Raw genomic sequence first — 24,385 nt, 5'->3', positions numbered from 1 at the left:
AATTAGTTGAGAGGTGGTTTTGTGTTTATATCTCCTATGTTACTTGAAACGGCACATAGCCCTTTCAGTCATTCAAACTATATATTTGAACCTAAGATAGACGGTCACAGGCTAATATTTTCACAACAAGGTGGCAAGATCAGATTATATACACGACATGAGACGGATTGTACACGGCAGTATCCCGAACTACTGGATCAATTTGATGATGACATCATACTTGATGGTGAAGTAGCCTGTACGGATCCAGAGACCGGCAGTATTGATTTTGAAATGGTCATGAATCGGTTCCAGGCGAAGAAGTCCGATAAGATACAGAGATTAATCACTACTCAGCCTGTTACATTTGTTGTGTTTGATATTTTGCAGTATAAAGGTAAAGACCTACGAAAGATACCACTTATACAGCGTAAAGAGATTCTGAGCGGTATACAAATGCCAAATAAGCACTTTGGGGTGATACCGTTCGTTGAAGCTGCTGGAGAGGCGTTATTCAGTCAAATGGAAGCACAGGAGCTTGAAGGTATGGTTGGGAAAAAGCAGAACAGCATTTATGAAAGTCGCCGGTCTGCTTCATGGCAGAAGGTAATCAACTGGACCTATGCAGAGGTGTTTATAACCGGATACCGTAAAAACGAGTTCGGATGGCTTACATCAGTCATAACAGAGACTGGAAAGTTAAGGGCTACTGGCATAATCGAACTTGGAGTACCACCAAAGGCCAAGCAAGCCCTATACGGCGTCAGCAAATCCATTGTTATAGGTGAGGATAAGAATTTTGTATACCTAGAACCCAAGATACGAGCAAAGGTAAAAACGCGGAATTGGACCAGGAATGGAATGTTGCGGTCTCCTGCATTTGTAGAATTTAATCTATCATCATAATAAAATTGAGCCTATTCTTTTGGGGATAGGCTTTTCTTTATAACGGTTTAAATTAATATAGTTGGGCAATGATTGGACTGAAATGGTTAAATAGGAGGATATATGAAGAGCGGAAAACTGAACGGGAAAGAAGATACTATTGCCGTAGTTTATAAGTTTGGAAATACCATAGTAAAGATTAACACTACCTATGTTTGCAAAACACCAGAAGAGCGTGAAAAAGTGGACCGTGATATTGCTATGGCTGGCTGGGCTATAATTAATGAAATAATTGCGCGTGGGGAAGATGTTTAGAGTAACGAAATTTGTAGTACGCCAGCCACCTATATGTATACGGGTGAAGGGATATTGAGATAACTATACGGCACGGTCTCGGTATCCCGATTTATTTACAAGACTTACCGCCTCACATAGATCATACCAATAGGTATAATCGACATGTTGCGGTCGCCAGCTTTCGTTGAGTTTGTTGTTTGATTGGTAAATGGAGGAATTTCCCTTTGAATGTCGAAATTTGCATTGGGGGGAGACGCGATTGAGATATAAACATTTGCCACTCGAGGAAACGAGAATGGTAGGAGTACTTGTTGTCGTTTATGTCATAGTATTGGCACTTTGCTTTTTTATACCTGAGAAGTTGTTTGAAACCAACGAAAAACTAGCAAATTCCATATTGGCTCTATTACTTATCTATATTCCATTCACTGTAATGATTATATATGGACTTTACGAATTTTTTATTGAGTGATAATTAATAAAGAATAAAGTACCCACTTGTAATAAATTCTGAGGGGGGGATGCGATTTGAGTATATTAGAGGAACTAAGAGTAAAGTTGGCTAGAGAAAAGTCTTTTCTTGGGGTCTCAACAACGCAACGGAGTGGCACAGATAAGGATTTTGTTGAGTTGTTCGAAAGAGATCTGAAAAGATTAAAGGTTGGAGAAAGAGAAACTGTAATTGCTGAAATGAAGGACGGAAAAGAATACTATATACTACCGACCTATAATGACATAGATGAAATATTTCAGAGTCGCCAATAGGCGGCTTTTTTGTTGTGATTTGATGTGGTTGTAGAAAAGGCCATTAGAAAGGGTTGGTAAATAGTTTGAAAAAACTACTCATTTTCCCTTAAATCGACAAAGATTGTTCATTAAAAAACGTGTTAATTTGTTGAATTTTACCATGTAAGGGTTTAGACTTGTAAAAAAGGAGATGATTAGATGAAAAAAACTATTCTAACTATTTCAGCCGCTCTACTCTTAACTACAGGTGTAGGAGTTGCAAGTGCAGCCCCTATTAAAAGCCCAACTACACCAACTACTACTGCTGATTTTTCGACACAAGCTTCATGGACAGTTACATTAAAAGTAGGGGAAACTTATCAGTTGCCTTATGGTAAGAATTATATGTATTCTGCATTCCCGAGTAACGTTGTTAACGTTTATTTTAAAGTAAGTAGTACAGGCCTCGTAACAGCATTAAAGGCGCCATTTGGTTTAAGACCAGGAGAAGCAGTGGGCGCCGTTGGAGTTTGGGTAAATGGGGGTTCAGACATTGGCGAGTTCCCTATAGTAATAACGGATTGAATTAGGCATTGAATTAATGTCATTAAGTCGCTGATAACTCGGCGGCTTTTTTAAATTGATCATAAAACTAAAAATTTCGAAAATTGTTATCAAGATTATTCATTTCAGATTATGGAGATATTGGGGAAAAGGAGGCGAAATTTATGAACATATGCACAAAAGATCTTAGCCAGGAACTCTCTGAGCGCGAGGGGGTTGAGACGATCTTGATTGAACCATACCAGGAGTTTAAAATCACAGTGGACCAGCAAGAGAAAATATTCACTGGACCGGCTGTGATTTTAATCAATCAAGATTAGAGTTTGCGGTAGGGATATCTGTCTTTGATATAGGTAGCCAAGTAGCTGCCATGGGAAGCCGCAGACATCAGCCCGTTATATTCGCTTTGCGGAACGCCCGAGTAGGCGTATGTGGTTCCACTGTTGAATCTAACATAGAGTGCTGATAAGTTTGCGTCATAAGCAATAGAGTCAATGTTTGATGAGCTAACTGATCGCCAGTTCATGTTAAAGCACCTCCTTTCGAACTACTACTTTCGACATAGAAAGAGGGAAATCCTTCCTATATGTCGAAGTATGCTGTCGAGGGGAGGTGGAATGTATGTTCAGGGTTAAGACATTTGAAAGTACCGATCTTGCAAAACTAGAACAATACGTCAACGATTTCTTAGCTGAATTTGATAGTGGTAATAATGCAAACATCGGGGTATCGTACGTTGCAGTTCCTTTAGCTATCAACACCCATACAGAATACGGCGTGTACTCTGAGGTTAATTATACCGCGATGGTATCTTACACCAATAAAGATTAAATTATCAAAATCAAGCATCCTAACGGGTGCTTTTTTATTTGGTAAGAAAGGAAGGTGGGTGATATGCCATGAGTCTTCCAGAGAAACAAAAAAGATTTGCTGATTATTACGTTGAACTGGGTGACGGTACAGAAGCATATATAAAAGCTGGCTACAAAGTTAAAAGCAGAAACGTCGCGAAAGTAAATGCTAGTAGACTGCTAACAAATGCTAACGTAAAGAAATACATTGATGGTCTGATATCCGAAAAAGACAGTGAGCGCATAGCCAAACAGGATGAAGTGTTGGAATTCCTGACCGATGTCATGCGCGGCCAAGTCAAAGAACAGTTCCCGCTAGGATTGGGGATGGGCGAACAACAACTCGTTAAAAAGGAACTTGATGGCAAAGACCGCATCAAAGCAGCTGAGTTGCTTGGCAAACGATATGCCATGTGGACAGACAAGCAGCAGCTAGATGGTGTTGTAGGTGTTCAGATCGTGGATGATATTGGTGGTGACCCGGATGGAGAAGGTTAGGCTTTCTGATAAGGTTACACCACATTTTCACTCATTCTGGAAAGCATCTAATTCACATAAGTACCTTCGCCATGTATGCAAGGGTGGTCGTGGATCCGGGAAGTCGTCTAATATCGCCCTAAAGATCATCAAAGACATGATGAAATACCCTGTAACTGCCCTGTGTATCCGTAAAGTAGCCCGGACACTGGAAGAATCGGTCTTTGAGCAGCTTAAAGAAGCTATTGAGATTCTTGGGGTATCCCAATATTGGCGCATCATGAAATCGCCGTTGCAGTTGATCTACCTCCCACGAGGAAACAAGATTATATTTCGAGGCGCTGACGATCCGCTTAAGATCAAATCCATCAAAGTTTCTAAGTTCCCTATCGCCATTATGTGGATTGAAGAATTGGCCGAATTCAAAACCGAAGATGAAGTCACGACCATTGAAAACTCTGTATTACGTGCAGAGCTGCCGGATGGTCTTTTTTATGCGTTCTATTACTCTTACAATCCACCGAAGCGTAAACAATCATGGGTTAACAAGAAATACGAATCACAGTTTATACCGCCTAATACGTATATTCATCATTCAACATACCGGGAGAATCCTTATATCTCTAAAGCATTCATTGAAGAGGCTGAGGAAGTAAAGCGGAAGAATGAACAGAAGTTTGAATGGGAATATGAGGGAAAAGCAATTGGTAGTGGTGTTGTTCCGTTTGATAATCTTGAGTTTCGAAGAATTACAGACGATGAAGTTAAATCATTTGATAACATCCGGCAAGGCAATGACTGGGGTTATGGGAATGATCCTTTGGCGTTTGTTAGATGGCATTACGATAAAACACGCCGCATTATTTATGCCCTTGATGAGATATACGGCGTTAAGATATCCAACCGGGAGTTAGCCGGGATAATGAAAGACAAAGGATACCATACACTTTCAACAACATCCGATAGCGCGGAGCCGAAGTCTATTGACGAAATGAAGCAAGAACACGGTGTGAGGATGAAAGGGGCTAAGAAAGGCCCAGGGAGCGTTGAGTACGGTGAAAAGTGGCTTGATGACCTAGAAGCCATTGTTATTGATCCGATTCGAACGCCTAACACTGCCCGGGAGTTTGAAAATATTGATTACCAGACAGACGCAGATGGTAATCCGCGTTCCGAACTGGAAGATAAGGACAACCACACAATCGATGCTACACGTTATGCCTTTGAAGATGACATGAAGAAATCTAGCGTATGGTTCCCAGGAGGGAAGTGAATAAATGAGTGGAACATGGATCGACTTAAATCTAATGAATGATCAGCAAGACGAGATTGAAACAATATTACGTACCGGTGCAATGTCGGCTATGGACTTAGAGCAAATTGTTTATTCTCGTGTCGCACAGTGGAGGACATCTGATGAATACAAGGCAATTATTGATGGGGAGCAGTATTACAAGAATAAACCAGATATCGTAAAGCGTAAACGCCTTGCAGTTGGAGAATCTGGGGCACTTGAACCAGTGAATAATCTTGCCAATAACAAATTGGTTAATGGGTTTACAAGGAAGCTAGTGGACCAGAAGGTAGGTTATTTGCTCTCTAAGCCAATGAGTGTACAGACGGAAAACGAGGATTACCAAGACAGGCTTAACAAGATATTCGACAAGAAGTTCATGCGACAGATTCAAACACTTGGAAAGAACGCAATAAATGGAGGTTTAGCTTGGCTACATCCTTACTATGATGATCAAGGGAATTTGACCTTTATGATCATTCCAACAATACAATGCATTCCGTTCTGGCAGGATACAGCCCATACGGAGTTGTCTGCTATGATCAGGTTTTATCAGGTGGAAGTGTATGAAGGTACCAAACAAGTGCAATACACGAAGTACGAATGGTGGGATGAAAACGGGGTCAGGATGTTCGTTGACTCTGGCAATGGCATCGTCCCTGATGTTGAGGCTGGAGTGGTTAGGCCGCATATCGTTGTTAAGAAGAGTGGTGGATTGGAGCAAGGATACAATTGGGAAAAGGTCCCGTTCATCGCGTTCAAATACAATGACGATGAGTTGCCGCTTCTCAGCCAAATCAAATCATTGGTTGATGATTATGACAAACAAAAATCAGACAACTCCAACAACCTAGAGGACTTGCCTAACAGTATCTACAAGGTTACGAATTATGGAGACGTAGACGGGGCGAGTTTCCGAAAAAACATTGCTCTTTACAGGGTGGTGTTTGTGGGAAGTGACGGGGATGTGGATACCGTAAACATCGAGATTAATACCGAAGCCTACAAAAACCATCAAGAGCAAAACCGCAAGGACATATACGAGTTTGGACGTGGCGTGGATACACAGGCAGATAACTTTGGTAGCGCGTCAGGAGTGGCCCTGAAGTTCTTGTATGCTGATCTCGATATGGACTGCAACATCATTGAGACAGAGTTTCAGGCAGCTTTAGAGCAGTTGATGTGGTTTATTAATACCGATCTTAAGAACAAAAATGAAGGTGATTTCTTTAACGAGGAAGTCACTTTTATTTTTAACCGGGATATCATCATCAACGAGACAGAAGCTATAAAGAACGCAAAGGATAGTGTTGGTATCATATCTAACGAGACCATCCGTAATAACCATCCATGGGTTACTAACTCAAGCGAAGAAGAAAAGCGCCTAAGGGACGAGAAAGAAGAAGAAATGAATGAACTGGACCCATACAAGGATCTCAATCCCGAAGGACAGCAAAAAGAAGGCAAAGAGGATGAGTCCAAATGAAGTCCCAAGAGTATTGGGCTAAACGGTCAGAACAAATAGCCCTAACGCAGCACGCGAAGGCTGACAAGTACGCTGAAAAGCGCTTGAAGGGTGAATATGATCGGGCCACGGCTGCTCTTGAAAAAGAAATCGATTCTTTTTATTCCCGGTTCGCCATTAACAACGACATAACCTACAGCGATGCTCAAAGGCTACTTGACGGTAATGAGTTAAAGGATTTCAAGATGGGCGTTGAAAAGTTTATTGAGTTAGCAAAAGACAATCCTGATGGTCGATGGACCCGCATCCTAAACAACGCATCCTACAAGGTGCGTATTTCGCGTTTACAGGCGCTCAAGATTCAAATGGAGGCTGTGGTTCAAAATCTGAGCATGACCGAAAACAAGGCGTTCTCAGAGCTTCTAAGAGACATCTACTCTGACAACTATTACAGAACCATATTCGAATTGCAGAAGGGGATGGGATTAGGTGCTTCCTTTTCGAAGATTGACCTTAAAACATTGGAAACAGTGCTAAAGCGACCGTGGGAAGGCGCTAACTTCTCACAGCGCATATGGGGAGATAATCAAAAACTCACCCAACAACTTGTAACTGAGTTTAGCCAAGCTCTCATAAGGGGAGAAGGTGCACGAAACTCTGCAAAAATACTTTCTAAGAGGATGGGCGTAGGTTATCGCTCTGCTGTAAGGTTGATCCGAACAGAATCGAGCTTCATCCAAAACGAAGCTTCTTATGAAGGATACAAGCAGAGTGGTGTTGTTAAGAAATACGAAATTCTTGCTACGTTGGACGGGAAAACGAGTAGAACATGTCGGTTCATGGATGGTCAAATATTTACCTTAGCCGAAAAACAAGTCGGCATAACCTGGCCCCCGTTTCATTCAAATTGCCGAACGACTACCGTCCCATATTTTGATGATGAAATTAACCCGGGTGAACGGGTTGCGACTGGTGCAGACGGTAAGACCTACACAATCCCAGGAGATATGAATTATCAGCAATGGTACGACAAATACGTAAATGGTGGTGAGTGAAATGTCGGTAGAAATCAAAATGAACAACGGTGATGAATTCGTTGTGAAAACAAGCTTGGATGAAATAAGAAAAAACTTATTCGATGCCGTGGGAAAACCTATGAAGGTTATGGACCTAGGGGATAAACTTGTTTTTTGCGACAATATTTCTACTATAGAGGAGTTGAGTGGATATGTCAGTCAAAAACTATGAGAAACGTATTCCAGTACAGGCTATCCAGTTTCAGGGGATAGAGTCGACGCACATGCAAGAGGTAATAGACTTTGTGGGCATGCCGGTGTCGGTGGACTTTGCGGCAGGTGGCATACGACTAAGAGTTATTCGGGGTGCATATGACGTGATTGTCGCTTATGTAGGGGATTACATCATCAAAGAAGCTAATGGAAACCTAAAACGGGCCAGTAAGGAAGATTTTGAAGCTGAATATACAGAGGTTGTCTAACTGGGCTGTGAATGAGACTTTCGCAGCCCTTTTATTATGCCCTCTTTAAAGGTTCGTGGGTTAAACGAACGTATTCCTTAGCGTGGAGGGTTACACGCCAAAAAAACTAATAAGGAGCAGATGATATATGAGTTTGAAAGAACTGTTAGGTGAAGAGTTGTTCAACCAAGTCAGTGCAAAGATTGGAGATCAAAAGATTGCGATCGTTTCTGATGGTAATTGGTTCCCTAAATCGAAATTTGACGAGGTTAACGAAGCCCGCAAGCAGGCAGATGCTGCACTTGCCGAGCGTGACAAGCAACTCGGAGACTTAAAGAAGGCCGCAGAAGGGAACGAAGAACTGCAAGCTACAATCAAGACGTTACAAGACGAGAACAAGGCCGCAGCCGAGAAGTACCAACAGGAAGCTCAAGAACTGCAACTCAAAACAGCGCTTAAGCTCAAACTTGGTGGAAAGGTACATGAAACTGCTCTCGAAGATGTATTGAGCCAATTTGACACATCAAGAATCGTCCTGGATGAACACGGCAACATCAAAGAAGGATATGACGGCCAAGAGAAATCCTTGCGAGAGAGCAAGGGTTTTTATTTTGTCCCTGAAGGTCAAGGTGGAGCAACGTTCACAGGGTTCAAGCCGTTTGAAGGTTCTAACCCAGCAGGTGGCGGAAATGACAACAACTTTGGGAAACAGTTGGCTGCAAACAACAAGCAGAACAATGAGAGTTCAGCAAAAGCACAGGAATTGTACTTTAAATAACGGAGGTAGACGAAATGAGTAAATTTGTTCAAACGACATACAGCACACCAAAGCAAATTCTTAAATTTCCGGATCATTATGTTGCTCTTGCGGTAACTGTAGACAATACCGGAGTAACACCGGATGCAAACGGCAAAAAAATTGTACCAGCTGGCACTATATTGGGTGGTGGATTTATTGCAGACGATACAAAAAAAGCTGTTGCTGCTAATGATGCAACATCGGAAGGTGTGTTGTTTAACGACACTGACGTTACGTATGGACCGGCCCCGGGAGCAGCTGTTATTCATGGGTTTATTGACCTGAATAAAATCCCAGCAGCACCGACAACTGATGCAGCAACTGCCCTCAAGCAAATCACATTCATTAAATAAAGGAGCGAATATATAATGCCTACTATTTTTGATCTTATCAATGCAAAAAATATCGCCACATACTACGAGGAAAACGGATCTAACCGTATTCCATACCTCGGTGAGACGCTTTTCCCGGCCCGTAAACAACTAGGACTAGACTTAAGTTGGATTAAAGGATTCAACGGCCTCCCAGTGTCCCTGAAACCATCTGAATTCGATGCTAAAGCGACACTCCGGGACCGTATCGGAATGAATAAAATTGAAACGGAAATGCCATTCTTCCGTGAAGCTATGAGAATCGGCGAGAAAGAGCGTCAAGAGATTCTTCGCCTCATGAGTTCGACCAATTCTCAGTACCTTATGCCGGTCATCAATCGAATCTATGATGATGCAACAAACCTTGTTAATGGCGCTCGCGTAATCTCCGAACGAATGATTATGCAACTTCTGGCTACTGGTAAAATTGAGATCGTGGCAAACCGGATGCCGTATCAGTATGACTACCAGATGCCAACCGGACACCAAGAAACATTGACGGGTACTGCGCAATGGAGCGATCCAGACTCTAATCCTGTAGAAGACATCCACACATGGCAAGACACGGTTGAGGATAACACAGGAGTACGCCCTACACGCGCCGTTTGCACACGTAAGACATGGAACTACTTGCTTCAAAACAAAACTATCCGACTGGACATGAACCCAGCTGGAGGACAGAATATCATCCTCACTGATTCCATGTTGCAGCAATACCTCATGAGCAAGCTTGGTATCACAGTAGCTGTCTATAACAAAAAGTTTGCTCTTGAAGTGGGCGGCGCAGCTCAACTGTTCTATCCGGACGACTACTTTACGTTGATTCCTGACGGTAACCTTGGCAATACGTGGTACGGCACGACTCCAGAAGAAGCCGACCTTATGAGCGGTGGAACTGCTGCCGAGGTGCAGATTGTGGATACCGGCGTTGCGATCACAACAATTAAAGAACCACACCCTGTCAATATTGAAACGATCGTTTCTGAAATTGTGCTTCCGAGTTTCGAGACGATCGATAATATCTTCATAGCGAAGGTTGCAGGGAACTAATAGGGAGGACTTCAGTCCTCTCTTAATTCATTTGGAGGTGTGCTGGAATGTCTGAAGAACAGAAACAAGGGCGAAAAGCCAAGGCGAATAAGTTTACGCTGTTGAAAAACGTCAAGCATAACAACACTCGGCATAGAGCTGGTGAAGAAATAGAATTGAATGAGCAAGAACAAGGTCAATTTCGGAAACTAGGTCTCATTAAAGGTGAGTGATCATTATGGATAAAGTAGTTTTGCAATATTATGACCGAGAACAAGGAAAAGCGATAACAGTTACACCCGAAACTCCGTTGCCCATGGGTGGCGGCACTCCAACTCCGGGAAGCATCACAACGAACATGTTGGCGGATGGGTCCGTGACTGATGAAAAACTTGCCACTCCAAAAATAAACATGCCAGCAAGTGTGATCCCGGCAATGGTTATCGGGACAACCTTGGAGAGCACAGAAATGGGGATCGTAGCTTATTCGCAGGACCCTAAACCTGACTCTTTGGCTATGTATTCTTTTACCGGGACATTAACATCTAATGCGCCCACACAAGCTAACGAAGTCACAACAAAGCAATACGTTGATGGCAAAACTCTCAGCACTATGTCTACGAGCGAGGCTCAAACAGGGACGGCTACAACGGCGAGGGCTATTACCGCTGCTGTCTTGGCTGCAGGTGCTAAATCAGCGTTGTCCAAAAAGACTGAGATTGCTGCATTAACACCAATCGCGGATCCATCGACAGCAACAGCCGAACAGGTTGCCGCCTTACTAAATAGCATTATCGCGGCGTTGAAAGCGTAGGTGATTGGATGACACTCCAGGAGCAAGAGGCCGAAGTCCTCAACATTATCAAAAGTCGCTGGGAAATCATGGACGATACCAAGGACAAATTTATTTATTCTTATATACAAGAGATTGGTCGGCGTATCTTGCATTATTGCCAACGCAAAGACATACCGGAGGATCTTAATTGGGTCTGGGCAAGTATGGTGATGGATGCATTGAAGGTGGAAATGCCTAAGCAATTCGGCGGTGGAGACAGTGCAGCAGGTTTTAACATCAAAATAGGCGACACATCCATTGCACCAGCATCCAGCAGCAAGACAGGGCTAACGTCTACCAGTAAATCTGTCATTGATCAAGTTGTACTTAATTATTTGGTGGACTTGCGACGGTGGCGGAAAATGAGGTGGTAGAGATGGACTTTACTGAATACAGAGAAGCATTGACAGTCTGGTACACCGACCGGACAACTGTATATCGGTACGAAAAAGTGAAGGACCCGGTGACTAAGGAAACGAAGCTTGTGCAGGTTGCTTTTGTTACGGATCAACCATGCCGCATCTCACAAAAATCAATGGCTATCGGTCAAAATAACCAGTCAGACGCTCAGAACGATATCCAGTATGAAACCAAACTGTTCATAGCCCCTGAATTGGAAATTAAACAGGGAGATATGATGGAGGTCACCCGGGGTAAGATAACCGCTGCTGGATGGGAGCCAATTGCCCCTACAAGAAAATACACCGCAGGAGAGCCTTTTATATACCCTACACATCAAGAAATATCCTTACAGCGTAAGGAGTGGGCCTGATGGCTAGACGAGGAAGTTTCGACTATTCTCAATTCAAAAGAATGGCCTTGAACGCTAAAAGAGCATTGGACAGTGGGGTAATTGATAAGTTTGCCGAGGAATTTTTGCTTGAGATGGCCTACAGAGGGTTGCGCAAAATCAAAAAGCGGACACCAGTTGGCGAGAATACTGTGTCTCCAGGTAACCTTCGCCGCAATTGGAAAGTTGGCAGTGTGGTAAAGCAAGGGCATTCCTATGAGATCGAAATATACAACGACACGGCTTATGCGATGTACGTTGAATACGGTCATAGGACAGGCAAAGACCTAACCAAATGGGTTGAAGGAAAATTCATGATGACCATATCCATTAACGAATTAGAAAAGGAATGGCCGAAGTATCTGGAAAAGAAGCAACTTGAATTGTTAAATCAGATATTTAACTAAGGTGGTGTATATGGAACCAGTTACATTTAATACGGTCCGCTATGCTGTGCATGAAGCCTTGGACACCGCCTTTCCGGACATTGAAATAATGGGTGAAGAGATAAAGCAGGGTTTGAAACCACCCTGTTTTTTTGTGCGCTTTTTGGAACCGGAACACACCCAAGAGTTAGGCCGTAGATACATGCGATATCACCCTATGGTTGTCCGGTACTATGACCCAGACCGTTCCAATGCGGAAATGTACGACATGGGGGAGAAGCTGACCAGCGCATTAGATTGGATTACCGTTTCTGGTGGTTTAGTTCGTGGTATCGGGATGCGATTTGAAATCGTGGACGAGGTATTACATTTCTTTGTGGAATATAACTTCCACGTTTGGGAGAAAGCGCCGGTTGAACCGAAAATGCAGGATCTTGATATACAGGAGGGATTAGATGAGTAACAAAAATCCGAAAGAAGATGCTGAGGTAGTGACTAGCTACACCAAAGAGCAGTTTTTACAATCCAAACAGTTCACAGGTATAGACAAGGATATCATTGCCATCAAGCTTGAAGACGGTAAAAAATATTCGGTCACTGAAGTAAAAAAGGTTATCGAAACATTTAAGAACAAGGGAGTGAATTAAAAATGGCCGGTGGAACATGGACAACGCAAAACAAAGACTTACCTGGTGTATATATTAACTTCACTGCTGAAGCAAGGCCATCTGGTACGCTTGGTGATCGTGGAATAGCTGCCTTCCCAGCTCCGTTGCCATGGGGTGCGAACTTAATCACGTTGGAAGCCGAGACGTATATGACAGATTCGCTTAAACAACTAGGGTTTTATTCTACAGACCCAAGAATTCGTCATATCACAGCTGCTATGACACATGCAAGCAAGGTTTTGATCTATCGCCTTGGAGCGAATGGAGCCGCTAAAGCAACGGGTACTATCGGCGGTCTGACAGCTACAGCAAAATATGGCGGTCTACGTGGTGATGACATTCAAATTGTCATTCAATCCAGCATTGATGATCCTGATCAGTACACAGTCCAAACATTGCTTGATGGAGAAATTGTTGATTCCCAAGAAGCCGCTACTGTTGATCAGCTAGTTTCTAATGATTTTGTGAACTTTAAAGGTACAGGAGTGCTTTCTGACACGGCTGGTACACCATTGACTGGAGGAACAGAAGGCACAGGGGGTACAGGAGATTGGACGAAAGCACTCTCTATCTTTGAATCTGAGGAATTCAATGTCCTTGGTATTCCCGTGGATGATGACTCTATTAAGCAACTCGCTGTGGCCTACACAAAGCGTCTCAGAGAGGACGAGGGCAAGAAGTTCGTTACAGTACTCTACAACTACCCACAGGCCGACTATGAAGGTGTGATTAGCCTTAAAAACAGCGTGGTGACGTCCGAAGGGTTGACGGTTGATCCAATCTATCTCTTGTGGGAAATCGCAGCTATGGAGGCAGGGGCAAACATAAATGAGTCTTTGACTTATGGGACGATCCCGAATGCGGTTGATGTATCCCCGAAATACACAAATAGTGAACTGATCAAGGCGATTCAAAACGGTGAATTGGTGCTTACTGCTACGAATGGACAAGTGCAAATCGTCCAAGACATTAACACATTGAAAACACTGTCTGTTAACCGTAGCAGGGCATACAAAAAGAACCGTGTTGTTCGTACGTTGGATGCAATTGCTAATGACATTAAGCGGACATTTGAAACGAACTACATCGGCAAAGTGAACAACGACGCGGATGGAAGAAACCTGATGAAAGCTGAAATCATCTCTTACTTGGATACGCTGCAAGGACTAGGGGCCATTCAAAACTTCGACCCTCAAACAGATATTGAGGTGCTGCCAGGCAATGATGTTGAATCCGTTCTGGTTAACCTTGCCGTTCAAGTGGTCGATAGCGTTGAGAAAATTTATTTAAGTGTCACAGTGAAGTGACGCTGATTGGAGTGGGCCAAATGAGGAGTGACGCTGTTGACTTAACTGGAATGTCGTTTGGTAGATGGGAGGTGGTTTCGTACTACGGCAAAAACAATCACAACCAAAACATGTGGATGTGTATTTGTCGTTGCGGAACAATCAAAGCTATCAGAGGAGCCGGAAAGATAGAATCAAAGTCGTGCGGTTGCCTCCAACGAGAAAAAGCAGCGGACACCTTTCGAAAAGTAAATAAATCACATGGAGACTGCAAAACTAGGCTGCATTCAATCTGGGCTGCTATGAAAAGAAGGTGCAACAACCCCAATACTCCTGAGTTTAAGAATTACGGAGGCAGAGGAGTGAAGGTTTGCTCAGAATGGAATGACTACAGTGGATTCAAAAAATGGGCTGTGTCTTCGGGTTACAGTGATGATCTAACAATAGAACGTATAGATGTAAATGGTGATTATGAACCGTCCAATTGCGAATGGGTAACAATCCAACAACAGCAACAAAACAGACGCAATAACATTAAGGTCGATTATAACGGCGAAACAATGACAATTGCGGAATTATCGCGTAGGACGGGAATTAAGGATAAAACATTGTATTCTCGTTATAAGAAAGGTGCAAGAACTATAAATCAACTTACTCAAGGAGCCCTAGCAGGCTCCTTTTTAGCTTACTAAGGAGGGGTTAGTATATGGCATTCTTTAACGTCAAAGATGCTATCAGCGGTAAAGAAGCGAAAGCTTACGCTACCATTGATGGCAAAGTAGAGGAATTGTTTTACGCGAAGAGTTTGGAAGCAACCATTGAGAAAAACAAAGTGGATGTACCTACGCTCGGACGAACCAATACACCACAACGACCAGCCGGTTGGTCGGGTTCTGGATCGCTGACGACATATTATGTATCGTCTAAATTTCGGCAGCTTATGAGGAATTACATCAAGACAGGTCAGGATTTTTGGTTTGATTTACAAGTTGTGAATGAGCAGCCAGGAAGCGCTGCTGGTCGTCAAACCGTGGTTCTTAAAGATTGTAATATCGACAGTGTAATTGCTGCTCAGTTTGACGCTACCAGCGATGACATGCTTGAAGAAGAAATTCCATTCACATTCGGAGACTATGAACTTCTCGACCAATTTAATCAAATTCAACCAACAAACTAAGGGGGATAATATACTATGAGTACATTGCAAGAGTTTTTGAACAGTAACCCAATTGATAACCTAGAGGAAGAGGTGGTCATTTCTGACCGCTTTAAGGACAAAGACGGAAACCTTATGAAGTTTAAGATCCGTGTCATGACCAGTCGGGAGTTGGGTGAATATCGGAAAAAGGCTATCAAGGTCGGTAAAAAAGGTAAGAACTACGAAGTTGACAGCCAAGTGTTGACTAATTCAATCGTCGTTAACCATACGGTTGTACCGGATTTCCGGGATGCGGAGTCTATCAAAAAAATGGGCGTTATGACACCGGAAGACTACTTGCATCGTGTGCTACTCCCAGGTGAAGTTGATGATCTAGCCTTGAAAATCCAAGAACTATCCGGCTTTAACAAGGATTTTGAAGAACTCGTAGACGAGGCAAAAAACTAATTGAGGAGGGCGATAGTGATGCAAATTATGCTTACTACGCCCTCCATAAACTTAATATGATGCCGTGGGATTTTGTTGAATTGGATGAGAGAAGAAAAGCGACCATAATTGCTATGATTGATGTCCGAGTCACGGCAGAGAAAAAAGAAGCGTCCAAGTTAAACAAGAAACGTCCATCCTAAGTAACCTTGTGTTATACTATGGGAAATAATTCCTGGGTATATAGGGGGATTCAGAGTGGGATTTTTTATAGTTTTGGCGATGATAATCGGATTAATCTTTTCTACAATGGGGTTTATTGTTAATGAAAAATTCGCGCTTGCGATCATCGTTGATGTAGCAATTTTGATTATTGGGTTTGTTATTCTCAACACTCGCTCTAATAAAAAACTCAAAGCAAAGGCGATGGGTGAAGATGGTCTGGACTATGTAAAAACAGAACATATTGAAGGTTTGCCTGTAGCGAAAAACGCAGTGTGTACCGTAGTGAGATACAAGGAAAAAATCCAAATAAATGCGCTGGGTAATACAAAGTTCGACATTCCAATTGACAGGATCAATGCACTTGAGCTAAAGAACGAACAAGAATTCATTGACTTAGATCGAAGTGTTGTTGGAAGAGCTGTTATTGGAACACTTCTCGTTCCCGGATTAGGAACTATTATAGGTGGTTTATCGGGGATGAAAAGCAAAAAAAAGAAACCCGGAAGAAGTTTTTATTTGATCATTAACTATTTGGATAAGGACGGACAACTGAAGGGGATAACACTTCAGAATGATTTCGATTTATCAGGAATCCAAAGATTTGTCCAAAGTTTCCAAAGGGATATTTTTGGAGTTTCTAATGAAGGCGCAATAACATTATAAACTGGATTCAAAGAACGCTTCCTCGATTTTATTGAGGGGCGTTTTTTTGTTTCACTTTTTTAGGTGGTGAGCAATTGGCAACCATAACTTCGAACATGAGAATCATGGATCAAATGACGCCTGTTCTGAAACTGGTGGTATCCTCGCTTAACCAAACAGTATCAGCAATGGGTGATATTGAACGGTCTATGGATAGATCCTTTGATCCAAGATCGATACAGGCCGCAAGGTCAAATGTGCAGCAATTGGAAGCAGCACTAAACCAGATGACAGATGAAATTGATCAGTCAAGAAGAAGACAGGATCGTTTTAATGACTCCTTGAGAGAAGGTAAGAGAGATGCTGGTTCCCTTCTAAGAACAATGATGGGATTTGCGGCGGCTTATGTCGGCATTAGATCTGTCTTCGGCTTACTTTCGAACGGATTCGATATATTTAAGGAATACGAATACTCAATGTCCCGTGTTAAAGCTTTGTCAGGAGCGACAGAAGAGGAGTTTAAACGATTAAGTGATACAGCTAAGGCTCTTGGGGAAGCGACATCATTCTCAGCAGCTCAAGCCGCAGACGGTATGGGCTTTTTGGCGATGGCTGGTTATAAAACCAATGACATTATTGCTGCTATGCCTGGTTTGTTATCGGCCGCTGCAGCTGGGCAGACCGAACTAGGGCAAACCGCGGACATCGTTTCAAATATCTTGTCAGGATTCGGATTACAAGCTTCTGAAACAGCAAGAGTGGCAGACGTACTAACACAAGCATTCACATCATCAAACACAGACCTGGCTATGATAGGTGAGACGATGAAATACGTAGCACCTAACGCTCGAGCAGCAGGACTATCGCTCGAAGAGACAGCTGCCGCCGCAGGTATCCTAGGCAACTCCGGTATTCAGGCATCCATGGCAGGTACATCGCTTCGCGCCTCTATATCCAGGATGTCTGCTCCAGTGGGCAAAGGAAAAAAATTAATGGAATCGTTGGGAATAGAGGTCGTCAAAACAGACGGTACCCTTAAAAACCTGGCTGATATTATTGACGAGGTTAAAAAAGGTACTGATGGATTAGGTGAAGCTCAAAAACTAGCAGCGGTAAAAATGCTTGTCGGCGAAGAAGCTGCATCTGGTTTCTTGACGCTTATGGCAGCTGGTTCAGATACGCTAAGAGAATTTACCGCAGAACTTGAAAACAGCGCAGGTAGAGCTGATGAAATTGCCGGTATAATGCTTGATAATACTCAAGGAAAATTGCTCCTGTTCCAATCGAAGGTTGAAAGTGCATGGATTAACTTCTATGAAAACCTCGGCAATGGCAGCGGCGAAGTGTCACAAGCTTTTGATAATGTACTCAACGGGATGTATGCGGCTTTGGAAGGGATGCTTCCTGTGTTCGAACGTATTATTGTTGCTGCTGGGAATGTTGTCAACTTCTTTACAGAAAATTGGCCTTGGATTGCCCCGATTATTTGGGGTGTTGTATCAGCCCTTGGAGCTGTGGCTCTATACACAAAATTAGCAGCGGTGGCACAGGCAATATATAACGCGGCATTGGCGGCTAACCCATATATATTGGTGGCTATGTTGATCATTGGTGTTGTGGTTGCGTTGATTCGCTTGTGGCAGACAAACGACGCATTCGCAGCCGGATTTATGAGAGCGTGGAACAGCATTCTAAACTTCTTCGATCAAATCCCTATTTTTTTTATGTGGGTGGGTAACGGAATAGCTAGTGCATTTGAGTGGGCAAAGGTAGAGTCGCTTAAAATCGTTGATTCTTTAGCAAACGGAGTTATTGATCGTATTAACTGGTTAATCAACAAGTTGAAAAACATTGTCCCTGGATTAACTTTTGATACGCTCGAACATGTTAATTTCGCTGGATCAGCCGCTATCGAAGCCGAGGCAGCCAAACAAGCAAGAGACGCGAAACTAGCAGGTATGCAGGCAGACGCAGTCGCTAAAGCAGCTGAGCGAGAGGAAAAAGTGCAATCATTCCTCAAGGATCGAGCAGCAGACCGCGCCGCTGATGATGCCGAAAAATCACTTGGCGCAGCTGGGCTGTCTAATTTAGAGGGCTCTGGTATCGGATCAGGAGTTGGTGACATTGGAGAAGGAACAGGCGTAACGAAAGACCTTGACGACTTTTTGAAAAAAGGGAAGCTTAAAAAGGTTGATAAGGTAGGCAAAATTGATAGTAAAGTGGATATCTCCTCGGAGGATTTGAAGCAAATGCGTGAACTCGCTGAGATGAAGAGCGTTCAAAACTTTGTAACTCTAACACCTACAGTTTCAGTCCAAACCGGCGACATCAACAACGGTTATGACGTGGATACCATTGTATCTCGTATCACTGACAATCTCGAAACACAGATCGCATCTTCAGCTAAGGGGGTTTATAGGGCATGAGTAAATACGAAATATGGTTATCATTCAATAACCAGAAGGAAGGATTTCAGATCCCTATAAATCCCGAGTCGATAAGTGTTTCTGATGGCAACAAAGGGAACACCTACGACATTGTATCTGCTGGTGAAATCAATGTTATACAAAATCGATCGTTATCTGAATACAGCTTTGAGGGGATTTTCCCCGGCCAGAAATATCCCTTTACTGTTGCCTCTATCCTTCTGGATCCAAAGGCGTATGTTGAACACATCCTAAAATGGATGGACTCAAAACGACCGATCCGGTTTGTCTATACTAGCCCAACCTTTGAAATCAACACACCAGCAAGCATTGAGTCATTTGAATGGTCAGAGGTTGCTGGTTCACCGGGAGATATTGAGTATTCTATCACGCTTAAGAAGTATGTCTTTTACTCGGCACAAAAAGTAAAGGTGCAGCAGAAAGCCGGGGGATCTGCAAAGGCAACTAAATCAAAAGAGAAACGACCAAACGACAAACAACCCCCTAAGACATACAAGATTGTGTTGGGAGACAGCCTTTGGAAAATCGCAAAGAAAACTCTTGGTGATGGCGACCGATGGCCTGAGATTCAAAAATTGAACAACATGAAGGATTCAGACTTGAAAAAGCTACAAGTCGGGAAAACATTGAAGATTCCACAAGGTGGGAAAGCCAATGCTTGAAGTATTATTGGATAACAGGGAAGGTACTCTGTGGGACCTCTCAAAGATCGTATCTGATATAAGTTGGAAGACTGAGCGAATCGGAAAGCCCGGCAGTCTGGACTTGACCTTTATCAAAGGTGGCATCTACCAAGATAAGAAATTTACAATAAATCCAGGGGATGTTATCAGCGTAAAGTATGATAACATCCCTGTTTTCTTAGGCTATGTTTTTACCATTGACACTGGCAAAGACGAGGCGGTAAAGATCAAAGCTTATGATCAAATCAGGTATTTGCTCAACGTAGATACTTATGTATTAAAAAATATCACCGTACCTGAAATTATCCGTCGTATAGCTAAAGACTTCAAATTGAAAGTCGGCACATTGGCCGAAACGAACTATAAGATACCGAAGCTGATGGAGGACAGCCAGCCATTACTTGATATCATCGACAAGGCCATTACATTGACCTTTAGTAATACGGGCCGTGACTATGTTTTATATGATAATTTCGGGGAATTGACGCTCCAATATGTAAATGAAACGTTAACTGATTTTTGGATAGGCGATCAGAGCTTGATGTATGACTTCTCCTATTCCCGGGATATTGACAGCGATACGTACAACGTTATTAAGCTGTACAAGGACAACAAGAAGTCGGGCAAGAGAGAAATTCACATCGCCAAAGACAGCGTGAACATATCGAAATGGGGTATGTTGCAGCTTTATCAGTCGGTAGATGAAGATATGAACAAGGCCCAAATAAGTAAACTTCTTATGCGGCTTGCCCAGATTAAAAACAGGGAAGGTCGATCCCTAAAAATTGATGCGCTCGGAGACATCCGGGTACGTGCTGGAATCTATCTCAGGGTGCTTATCGATGAACTGGGAATAAATCAACCTTTCTTGATTGATGAATGTACACATAAGTTCTCTGGTGGTGCGCACACAATGAGTTTGAATTTGAGGGTGGTATAATGTTGGATCAAATTAAATTGGCTGCCTTAGCTGCGATAGACGCATCCAATCCGGTATCGGTCATGACGGGAACAGTCACCAATCTTAGTCCGCTAGAAGTAAACGTTGATCAACGGTTTACTATCGACGCGGATTTTTTGATTGTCCCGGAATCGTTGCAACGATATGAAGTTGACCTGAAACACAAGCATGCTTATACAGGTGGCAACACAGAGGATGCATTAGACAAAATTGTAATCCGGAAAGGTCTTGAACTGAATGATATAGTCCTACTGCTACGTGTCCAGGGCGGTCAACAGTTTGTGATCTTGGATAAGGTGGTGGGTGCATGATCCCGACAGGTGGGCAAATCAGTCAGGATATAACGGAAGAACAAGAAACATCACGCACCTGGAAGCTTGATTTCGAAAAGGGCCGTGTTATAGGGATGGTCGATGAACTTGAGGCCGTTAAACAGGCTGTGTTTAAGATCGTGAAGACAGAGCGGTTTCAGTACCTTGTTTATTCGTTCGATTACGGCATGGAAATGCAGAACATGCTTGGTAAAAGTCCTTTATATGTTCAGACAGAGTTGCGCCGCCGTATCCAAGAAGCACTGATACAAGATGACCGTATCCAAAGCATTGAGGGTTTAACCATGGACATCAACGGTGACGAGCTTACAGCCCGTTTTACGGTGGTTACAAACTATGGTTCTTTCGAGTCGGAGGTGAACACTATTGTATGAGAATCAAACGTATGATGAAATCCTTAATCGAATGCTAGACAGAGTCTCTTCTGATGTTGATCGCAGGCCTGGTTCAGTCATCTATGACGCTCTTGCACCGGCTGCAGCTGAACTAACTCAGATGTACATGGAACTGAGAATTGGCAACGATCTATATTTTGCTGATACAGCGACAGGGGATGAATTATCTCGGCGTACCGCTGAATTTGGTGTCAATCGGGAACCTGCAACTAAAGCAATTCGGGAAGGCAAGTTTTACGATAATTCCAATCAGTTAATGGATATCCCGATCGGGAGTCGATTTTCGATAGAGGACCTTGACTATGTGGCCACCTCTAAAATCAGTACCGGAGTATTTAAAATGGAGTGCGAAACTCCCGGAACTATCGGGAACCAGCAGTTTGGGATAATGCTTCCAATAGATTTTATAAACGGACTATCGCGGGCGGTGTTGGAGGGTATTGTTGTTCCCGGTGAGGACGAAGAAACAGACGATGCCCTAAGAGAACGTTATTACCAAGTAGTGAACGAACCAGCATTTGGGGGGAACATTTCGGATTACAAACGAAAAATAAACTCCATAGATGGCGTGGGCGCCACAAAGGTGATACCGGTTTGGCAAGGTGGTGGAACGGTAAAATGTATCATCATCGGAGCAGATTGGAATCCTCCTTCTACTGCTTTGGTTAATCTTGTGCAGACTCAAGTAGACCCAACAGAAAACAGCGGTAAGGGCTATGGCACAGCTCCTATAGGCCACAAAGTAACGATTACAGGGGTAACAGATCTATCTATCAATGTGATGACCACAGTCACCCTAGAAGTTGGTGTAACATCCGGACAAGTTCAGGGACCAATTGAGGATGTCATTAACACCTATCTGTTAAGTTTACGCAAAACATGGGCGACACAAGATCAGATCATTGTAAGGGTAGCACAAATCGAGGCGGCGATATTAACCGTTCCGGGAGTGATCGACATCAATAACACAACCTTAAACGGATCACCGGCTAATATCACGCTAGGAGACGAGGAAATTCCGGCATTAGGGACGGTGGTCGTAAATGTCTAAACGCATCCTACCGTATTTACCAGTGTATTACGGTGAAATCGTTGACTTTGTGGAGTTAGCAAACACTGAAGATATTGAGTTGGATAACATGGATACTGCCATAGAACAATTGTTTGATGATCAGTTTGTCATGACATCAAGCTTACAGGCAATTAAACGCCGGGAAAAGATGCTTGGCATTCAAGCAGATCCCACAAGAGAATCCCTTGAGTTCCGCAAACAACGTATCTTAAACCGGTACCAGACCAAGCCGCCGTTTACTATTCGATGGCTTCAGGAACAACTTGACCGGCTGGTAGGACAGGGAATGACGATTGTATCAGTGGATGTAGAAAACTTCATCTTGTATGTCACCACAAACATTGAAAATGCCAACGTGTTTAAAGAGGTACAACACACGGTTCAGACCGTCAAACCGGCTAACTTAGTCTATCAACAAAACACATCGCTGAATGATGTTATCGGCCTTATAGAGCATATATCCAAACAAGATATCACATGGAACTATAAACTTGATGGTTCTTGGAAACTCGGAGAAAAACCATTCTCTACTTTGGGCCCGGAGGTGAAAATTAAATGATCGAAACTCAGTTTTTACATGATGTTGCGGAGTATGTAGATTCACGGATTGCAAAAGTAGTCCTGAACAACTCATATGAAATAACTAGCTTCCAGGTCAAGGCCGTTACTGATTCGACCGTAGCGCTTAACTATGTTGTCCCGGCAGCAGACATCTCACTTATTACCCAGATTGATTTAAAGGACCAATCAAACAACATTATTTCATCGGATCCAGTTCATGTGCCGGTTCCATCGGATACATTAATGCTCCAAACAATCGAAGTCAAGGAGGTTACTTCATAATGGCTAAAACGAACTGGCAAATGGGCGATACTGTCAAACCAGCAGATATGAATGACATCGGACAAGAAATAAACGATTTGAGAAATGACGTGGATAACATTCACATTCCCCCTGCCTCTTTGACTGAGGCGGGGGTTGTAAAACTTAATAATGCGATTAATAGCACCTCAGATGTAGATGCGGCTACTCCTTCCGCAGTAAAACAGGCTTATGATAAGGCGAACGCAGCGGAGACTAATGCAAAGAGTTATACCGATAATAAACCGTGGCAAAAACGAAAATTGACTGATGAGAGTGGTATTTCGATCAATGTCAGTAATGGGAACGCCAATAATTTAGTCGCTGCAGGGTTTTATGTAGGTGAGAACATCGCAAACGCTCCTGTATCTGGTGCCGGACAATGGTACTACATTAATGTTATTGCAATGGCATCTGGTGTATGGGTGAAACAAGAAGCCATGAACCTATTCACTAATACGTATCAAATGAGAACCGGATCGGATGCTGGGGGAGGCGTGATAAGTTGGGGGCCGTGGACACAGGACCTTTTTACATCTGTCGCTAACGGGAAACAGGCGATCGCTACCGCCATTAGCGGCAAGGGAGTACCAGCATCAGGTAGCGACGAGTTTGCGGTTTTAGCGAGTAAGATATCGCAGATTTCTACGGGAATGAAGTTTGCTAATGGCGGTTTAGGGAACTCATACTACGGAACTATATCAAACTTACCATTCACACCGAAGGCATTGTTTATCGGTGTTTATGCTTCAAAGACGGGTCTTAGTGCCTCCGGCTATGCAGGTGCGATTTTGCAAGGTTCAACCATAGTTTTAAATGGCGGTATATCTGCGTCAGACAGCAACAGTATAGATGTTAAGTTGACTAATTTAAATTTTGGAAGCAATTTTGTTAGTTTTGAACTGACGGATCAATTTGCTCAAGCACGTTCTTATATTGTTTTTGGGGAGTAGAACAATCTTTATGCCTCTCGTTAGTGGAGGGGCTATTTTTATGCTAAGAG

37 protein-coding genes are annotated in these 24,385 nt (G+C 43.1%); 36 read left to right on the top strand and 1 reads right to left on the bottom strand.

All coding sequences use genetic code 11. The features are described from left to right. The first annotated feature begins 21 nt into the window (after positions 1-21). From ABEW73_RS13240 to ABEW73_RS13220, 5 genes are all read left to right on the top strand, one after another. Complete coding sequence (locus ABEW73_RS13240) at positions 22-885, top strand: ATP-dependent DNA ligase (RefSeq protein ID WP_430171103.1); 864 nt, start codon at positions 22-24, stop codon at positions 883-885. Positions 886-987: 102 nt separating this feature from the next. Further along, positions 988-1,179, top strand: a complete 192-nt coding sequence (locus ABEW73_RS13235; RefSeq protein ID WP_430171101.1) for a hypothetical protein — start codon at positions 988-990, stop codon at positions 1,177-1,179. A gap of 510 nt (positions 1,180-1,689) precedes the next feature. Then, positions 1,690-1,926, top strand: a complete 237-nt coding sequence (locus tag ABEW73_RS13230; RefSeq protein ID WP_430171100.1) for a hypothetical protein — start codon at positions 1,690-1,692, stop codon at positions 1,924-1,926. A 180-nt stretch (positions 1,927-2,106) separates the two neighbouring features. Further along, positions 2,107-2,472 carry a hypothetical protein gene (locus ABEW73_RS13225; protein WP_430171098.1) on the top strand — a complete coding sequence of 122 codons (366 nt, stop codon included), beginning with the start codon at positions 2,107-2,109 and terminating at the stop codon, positions 2,470-2,472. A 143-nt stretch (positions 2,473-2,615) separates the two neighbouring features. Further along, positions 2,616-2,771: a BC1881 family protein gene (locus ABEW73_RS13220; RefSeq protein ID WP_430171096.1), complete on the top strand. Its 156-nt coding sequence runs from the start codon at positions 2,616-2,618 to the stop codon at positions 2,769-2,771. Here the strand turns inward: ABEW73_RS13220 and ABEW73_RS13215 are convergent. Continuing rightward, a complete protein-coding gene (locus ABEW73_RS13215) occupies positions 2,768-2,977 on the bottom strand; it encodes a KTSC domain-containing protein (RefSeq protein ID WP_430171094.1) in 210 nt (69 codons plus the stop codon). The two genes, ABEW73_RS13220 and ABEW73_RS13215, sit on opposite strands and share 4 nt — an antisense overlap. 95 nt (positions 2,978-3,072) lie before the next feature. Here ABEW73_RS13215 and ABEW73_RS13210 point away from each other — a divergent pair, with 95 nt between their 5' ends. The 31 genes from ABEW73_RS13210 (at position 3,073) to ABEW73_RS13060 (ending at position 24,335) form a co-directional block, all read left to right on the top strand. Continuing rightward, positions 3,073-3,282 (top strand): sporulation protein Cse60, encoded by a 210-nt coding sequence (locus ABEW73_RS13210; protein WP_430171092.1) that lies wholly within the window; start codon positions 3,073-3,075, stop codon positions 3,280-3,282. Between the two features lie 68 nt (positions 3,283-3,350). Beyond that, on the top strand, positions 3,351-3,800 hold the full coding sequence (locus ABEW73_RS13205; protein WP_430171090.1) for a terminase small subunit: 450 nt from the start codon (positions 3,351-3,353) through the stop codon (positions 3,798-3,800). After that, entirely contained in the window at positions 3,787-5,052 is a 1,266-nt protein-coding gene (locus ABEW73_RS13200; protein WP_430171088.1) for a PBSX family phage terminase large subunit, read from the top strand. Before ABEW73_RS13205 ends, ABEW73_RS13200 begins: the two co-directional genes overlap by 14 nt. Before the next feature lie 4 nt (positions 5,053-5,056). Next, complete coding sequence (locus tag ABEW73_RS13195) at positions 5,057-6,559, top strand: phage portal protein (RefSeq protein ID WP_430171086.1); 1,503 nt, start codon at positions 5,057-5,059, stop codon at positions 6,557-6,559. Continuing rightward, complete coding sequence (locus tag ABEW73_RS13190) at positions 6,556-7,593, top strand: minor capsid protein (RefSeq protein WP_430171084.1); 1,038 nt, start codon at positions 6,556-6,558, stop codon at positions 7,591-7,593. Before ABEW73_RS13195 ends, ABEW73_RS13190 begins: the two co-directional genes overlap by 4 nt. A gap of 1 nt (position 7,594) precedes the next feature. Next, positions 7,595-7,786, top strand: coding sequence for a hypothetical protein (locus ABEW73_RS13185; RefSeq protein WP_430171082.1), 192 nt, complete (start codon positions 7,595-7,597; stop codon positions 7,784-7,786). Continuing rightward, the gene (locus tag ABEW73_RS13180) at positions 7,767-8,036 is read left to right on the top strand and encodes a hypothetical protein (protein WP_430171080.1); all 270 of its coding nucleotides are present in this window, start codon (positions 7,767-7,769) and stop codon (positions 8,034-8,036) included. The genes ABEW73_RS13185 and ABEW73_RS13180 overlap by 20 nt, the downstream gene beginning before the upstream one ends. Before the next feature lie 127 nt (positions 8,037-8,163). Next, positions 8,164-8,793, top strand: a complete 630-nt coding sequence (locus tag ABEW73_RS13175; protein ID WP_430171078.1) for a phage scaffolding protein — start codon at positions 8,164-8,166, stop codon at positions 8,791-8,793. A 14-nt stretch (positions 8,794-8,807) separates the two neighbouring features. Then, positions 8,808-9,167, top strand: coding sequence for a hypothetical protein (locus ABEW73_RS13170; protein WP_430171076.1), 360 nt, complete (start codon positions 8,808-8,810; stop codon positions 9,165-9,167). A 15-nt stretch (positions 9,168-9,182) separates the two neighbouring features. Then, positions 9,183-10,235, top strand: a complete 1,053-nt coding sequence (locus tag ABEW73_RS13165) for a major capsid protein (RefSeq protein ID WP_430171074.1) — start codon at positions 9,183-9,185, stop codon at positions 10,233-10,235. A 47-nt stretch (positions 10,236-10,282) separates the two neighbouring features. Further along, complete coding sequence (locus tag ABEW73_RS13160; RefSeq protein WP_430171072.1) at positions 10,283-10,447, top strand: hypothetical protein; 165 nt, start codon at positions 10,283-10,285, stop codon at positions 10,445-10,447. 5 nt (positions 10,448-10,452) lie between these two features. Next, on the top strand, positions 10,453-11,028 hold the full coding sequence (locus tag ABEW73_RS13155) for a hypothetical protein (protein WP_430171070.1): 576 nt from the start codon (positions 10,453-10,455) through the stop codon (positions 11,026-11,028). 8 nt (positions 11,029-11,036) lie between these two features. Then, positions 11,037-11,423 (top strand): DNA-packaging protein, encoded by a 387-nt coding sequence (locus ABEW73_RS13150; RefSeq protein WP_430171068.1) that lies wholly within the window; start codon positions 11,037-11,039, stop codon positions 11,421-11,423. Next, positions 11,402-11,821, top strand: a complete 420-nt coding sequence (locus tag ABEW73_RS13145) for an ABC transporter ATP-binding protein (RefSeq protein ID WP_430171067.1) — start codon at positions 11,402-11,404, stop codon at positions 11,819-11,821. Before ABEW73_RS13150 ends, ABEW73_RS13145 begins: the two co-directional genes overlap by 22 nt. After that, entirely contained in the window at positions 11,821-12,246 is a 426-nt protein-coding gene (locus tag ABEW73_RS13140) for an HK97 gp10 family phage protein (RefSeq protein WP_430171065.1), read from the top strand. Before ABEW73_RS13145 ends, ABEW73_RS13140 begins: the two co-directional genes overlap by 1 nt. A 10-nt stretch (positions 12,247-12,256) precedes the next feature. Continuing rightward, entirely contained in the window at positions 12,257-12,688 is a 432-nt protein-coding gene (locus ABEW73_RS13135) for a phage tail terminator family protein (protein WP_430171063.1), read from the top strand. Beyond that, positions 12,681-12,872: a hypothetical protein gene (locus tag ABEW73_RS13130; protein WP_430171061.1), complete on the top strand. Its 192-nt coding sequence runs from the start codon at positions 12,681-12,683 to the stop codon at positions 12,870-12,872. The genes ABEW73_RS13135 and ABEW73_RS13130 overlap by 8 nt, the downstream gene beginning before the upstream one ends. Positions 12,873-12,874: 2 nt before the next feature. Beyond that, entirely contained in the window at positions 12,875-14,200 is a 1,326-nt protein-coding gene (locus ABEW73_RS13125; protein ID WP_430171059.1) for a phage tail sheath family protein, read from the top strand. A 20-nt stretch (positions 14,201-14,220) separates the two neighbouring features. Next, the gene (locus ABEW73_RS13120) at positions 14,221-14,871 is read left to right on the top strand and encodes a hypothetical protein (RefSeq protein WP_430171057.1); all 651 of its coding nucleotides are present in this window, start codon (positions 14,221-14,223) and stop codon (positions 14,869-14,871) included. A 14-nt stretch (positions 14,872-14,885) separates the two neighbouring features. Further along, positions 14,886-15,356 (top strand): phage tail tube protein, encoded by a 471-nt coding sequence (locus ABEW73_RS13115; RefSeq protein ID WP_430171055.1) that lies wholly within the window; start codon positions 14,886-14,888, stop codon positions 15,354-15,356. A gap of 15 nt (positions 15,357-15,371) precedes the next feature. Continuing rightward, positions 15,372-15,785 (top strand): phage tail assembly chaperone, encoded by a 414-nt coding sequence (locus ABEW73_RS13110; protein ID WP_430171053.1) that lies wholly within the window; start codon positions 15,372-15,374, stop codon positions 15,783-15,785. Positions 15,786-16,022: 237 nt separating this feature from the next. Continuing rightward, positions 16,023-16,652, top strand: coding sequence for a hypothetical protein (locus tag ABEW73_RS13105; protein ID WP_430171051.1), 630 nt, complete (start codon positions 16,023-16,025; stop codon positions 16,650-16,652). Between the two features lie 74 nt (positions 16,653-16,726). Next, a complete protein-coding gene (locus ABEW73_RS13100) occupies positions 16,727-19,057 on the top strand; it encodes a phage tail tape measure protein (protein WP_430171049.1) in 2,331 nt (776 codons plus the stop codon). Further along, positions 19,054-19,740 carry a LysM peptidoglycan-binding domain-containing protein gene (locus tag ABEW73_RS13095; RefSeq protein ID WP_430171047.1) on the top strand — a complete coding sequence of 229 codons (687 nt, stop codon included), beginning with the start codon at positions 19,054-19,056 and terminating at the stop codon, positions 19,738-19,740. Before ABEW73_RS13100 ends, ABEW73_RS13095 begins: the two co-directional genes overlap by 4 nt. Beyond that, positions 19,733-20,701, top strand: coding sequence for an XkdQ/YqbQ family protein (locus tag ABEW73_RS13090; RefSeq protein WP_430171045.1), 969 nt, complete (start codon positions 19,733-19,735; stop codon positions 20,699-20,701). Before ABEW73_RS13095 ends, ABEW73_RS13090 begins: the two co-directional genes overlap by 8 nt. Continuing rightward, a complete protein-coding gene (locus ABEW73_RS13085) occupies positions 20,701-21,033 on the top strand; it encodes a DUF2577 domain-containing protein (protein ID WP_430171043.1) in 333 nt (110 codons plus the stop codon). The genes ABEW73_RS13090 and ABEW73_RS13085 overlap by 1 nt, the downstream gene beginning before the upstream one ends. After that, positions 21,030-21,428 (top strand): DUF2634 domain-containing protein, encoded by a 399-nt coding sequence (locus ABEW73_RS13080; protein WP_430171041.1) that lies wholly within the window; start codon positions 21,030-21,032, stop codon positions 21,426-21,428. Before ABEW73_RS13085 ends, ABEW73_RS13080 begins: the two co-directional genes overlap by 4 nt. Further along, positions 21,421-22,500, top strand: coding sequence for a baseplate J/gp47 family protein (locus tag ABEW73_RS13075; protein ID WP_430171039.1), 1,080 nt, complete (start codon positions 21,421-21,423; stop codon positions 22,498-22,500). Before ABEW73_RS13080 ends, ABEW73_RS13075 begins: the two co-directional genes overlap by 8 nt. Continuing rightward, positions 22,493-23,080: a putative phage tail protein gene (locus tag ABEW73_RS13070; RefSeq protein WP_430171037.1), complete on the top strand. Its 588-nt coding sequence runs from the start codon at positions 22,493-22,495 to the stop codon at positions 23,078-23,080. Before ABEW73_RS13075 ends, ABEW73_RS13070 begins: the two co-directional genes overlap by 8 nt. Then, the gene (locus tag ABEW73_RS13065; RefSeq protein WP_430171035.1) at positions 23,077-23,364 is read left to right on the top strand and encodes a ketopantoate hydroxymethyltransferase; all 288 of its coding nucleotides are present in this window, start codon (positions 23,077-23,079) and stop codon (positions 23,362-23,364) included. The genes ABEW73_RS13070 and ABEW73_RS13065 overlap by 4 nt, the downstream gene beginning before the upstream one ends. Then, entirely contained in the window at positions 23,364-24,335 is a 972-nt protein-coding gene (locus tag ABEW73_RS13060; RefSeq protein WP_430171033.1) for a pyocin knob domain-containing protein, read from the top strand. Before ABEW73_RS13065 ends, ABEW73_RS13060 begins: the two co-directional genes overlap by 1 nt. Positions 24,336-24,385: the final 50 nt, after the last annotated feature.

The organism is Paenibacillus lautus (assembly GCF_050482385.1).
In the GTDB taxonomy this organism is placed as follows: domain Bacteria; phylum Bacillota; class Bacilli; order Paenibacillales; family Paenibacillaceae; genus Paenibacillus_AQ; species Paenibacillus_AQ lautus_B.
This window is presented reverse-complemented; position numbering and strand designations above follow the sequence as displayed.

What these genes read in the sequence shown, in the direction of transcription:
- ABEW73_RS13235 (WP_430171101.1), top strand. Translation starts at nt 988, where the DNA reads ATGAAGAGCGGAAAACTGAACGGGAAAGAAGATACTATTGCCGTAGTT.
- ABEW73_RS13225 (WP_430171098.1), top strand. Translation starts at nt 2,107, where the DNA reads ATGAAAAAAACTATTCTAACTATTTCAGCCGCTCTACTCTTAACTACA.
- ABEW73_RS13220 (WP_430171096.1), top strand. Translation starts at nt 2,616, where the DNA reads ATGAACATATGCACAAAAGATCTTAGCCAGGAACTCTCTGAGCGCGAG.
- ABEW73_RS13215 (WP_430171094.1), bottom strand. Translation starts at nt 2,977, where the DNA reads ATGAACTGGCGATCAGTTAGCTCATCAAACATTGACTCTATTGCTTAT.
- ABEW73_RS13210 (WP_430171092.1), top strand. Translation starts at nt 3,073, where the DNA reads ATGTTCAGGGTTAAGACATTTGAAAGTACCGATCTTGCAAAACTAGAA.
- ABEW73_RS13205 (WP_430171090.1), top strand. Translation starts at nt 3,351, where the DNA reads ATGAGTCTTCCAGAGAAACAAAAAAGATTTGCTGATTATTACGTTGAA.
- ABEW73_RS13200 (WP_430171088.1), top strand. Translation starts at nt 3,787, where the DNA reads ATGGAGAAGGTTAGGCTTTCTGATAAGGTTACACCACATTTTCACTCA.
- ABEW73_RS13195 (WP_430171086.1), top strand. Translation starts at nt 5,057, where the DNA reads ATGAGTGGAACATGGATCGACTTAAATCTAATGAATGATCAGCAAGAC.
- ABEW73_RS13190 (WP_430171084.1), top strand. Translation starts at nt 6,556, where the DNA reads ATGAAGTCCCAAGAGTATTGGGCTAAACGGTCAGAACAAATAGCCCTA.
- ABEW73_RS13185 (WP_430171082.1), top strand. Translation starts at nt 7,595, where the DNA reads ATGTCGGTAGAAATCAAAATGAACAACGGTGATGAATTCGTTGTGAAA.
- ABEW73_RS13180 (WP_430171080.1), top strand. Translation starts at nt 7,767, where the DNA reads ATGTCAGTCAAAAACTATGAGAAACGTATTCCAGTACAGGCTATCCAG.
- ABEW73_RS13175 (WP_430171078.1), top strand. Translation starts at nt 8,164, where the DNA reads ATGAGTTTGAAAGAACTGTTAGGTGAAGAGTTGTTCAACCAAGTCAGT.
- ABEW73_RS13170 (WP_430171076.1), top strand. Translation starts at nt 8,808, where the DNA reads ATGAGTAAATTTGTTCAAACGACATACAGCACACCAAAGCAAATTCTT.
- ABEW73_RS13165 (WP_430171074.1), top strand. Translation starts at nt 9,183, where the DNA reads ATGCCTACTATTTTTGATCTTATCAATGCAAAAAATATCGCCACATAC.
- ABEW73_RS13160 (WP_430171072.1), top strand. Translation starts at nt 10,283, where the DNA reads ATGTCTGAAGAACAGAAACAAGGGCGAAAAGCCAAGGCGAATAAGTTT.
- ABEW73_RS13155 (WP_430171070.1), top strand. Translation starts at nt 10,453, where the DNA reads ATGGATAAAGTAGTTTTGCAATATTATGACCGAGAACAAGGAAAAGCG.
- ABEW73_RS13150 (WP_430171068.1), top strand. Translation starts at nt 11,037, where the DNA reads ATGACACTCCAGGAGCAAGAGGCCGAAGTCCTCAACATTATCAAAAGT.
- ABEW73_RS13140 (WP_430171065.1), top strand. Translation starts at nt 11,821, where the DNA reads ATGGCTAGACGAGGAAGTTTCGACTATTCTCAATTCAAAAGAATGGCC.
- ABEW73_RS13135 (WP_430171063.1), top strand. Translation starts at nt 12,257, where the DNA reads ATGGAACCAGTTACATTTAATACGGTCCGCTATGCTGTGCATGAAGCC.
- ABEW73_RS13130 (WP_430171061.1), top strand. Translation starts at nt 12,681, where the DNA reads ATGAGTAACAAAAATCCGAAAGAAGATGCTGAGGTAGTGACTAGCTAC.
- ABEW73_RS13125 (WP_430171059.1), top strand. Translation starts at nt 12,875, where the DNA reads ATGGCCGGTGGAACATGGACAACGCAAAACAAAGACTTACCTGGTGTA.
- ABEW73_RS13120 (WP_430171057.1), top strand. Translation starts at nt 14,221, where the DNA reads ATGAGGAGTGACGCTGTTGACTTAACTGGAATGTCGTTTGGTAGATGG.
- ABEW73_RS13115 (WP_430171055.1), top strand. Translation starts at nt 14,886, where the DNA reads ATGGCATTCTTTAACGTCAAAGATGCTATCAGCGGTAAAGAAGCGAAA.
- ABEW73_RS13110 (WP_430171053.1), top strand. Translation starts at nt 15,372, where the DNA reads ATGAGTACATTGCAAGAGTTTTTGAACAGTAACCCAATTGATAACCTA.
- ABEW73_RS13095 (WP_430171047.1), top strand. Translation starts at nt 19,054, where the DNA reads ATGAGTAAATACGAAATATGGTTATCATTCAATAACCAGAAGGAAGGA.
- ABEW73_RS13090 (WP_430171045.1), top strand. Translation starts at nt 19,733, where the DNA reads ATGCTTGAAGTATTATTGGATAACAGGGAAGGTACTCTGTGGGACCTC.
- ABEW73_RS13085 (WP_430171043.1), top strand. Translation starts at nt 20,701, where the DNA reads ATGTTGGATCAAATTAAATTGGCTGCCTTAGCTGCGATAGACGCATCC.
- ABEW73_RS13080 (WP_430171041.1), top strand. Translation starts at nt 21,030, where the DNA reads ATGATCCCGACAGGTGGGCAAATCAGTCAGGATATAACGGAAGAACAA.
- ABEW73_RS13070 (WP_430171037.1), top strand. Translation starts at nt 22,493, where the DNA reads ATGTCTAAACGCATCCTACCGTATTTACCAGTGTATTACGGTGAAATC.
- ABEW73_RS13065 (WP_430171035.1), top strand. Translation starts at nt 23,077, where the DNA reads ATGATCGAAACTCAGTTTTTACATGATGTTGCGGAGTATGTAGATTCA.
- ABEW73_RS13060 (WP_430171033.1), top strand. Translation starts at nt 23,364, where the DNA reads ATGGCTAAAACGAACTGGCAAATGGGCGATACTGTCAAACCAGCAGAT.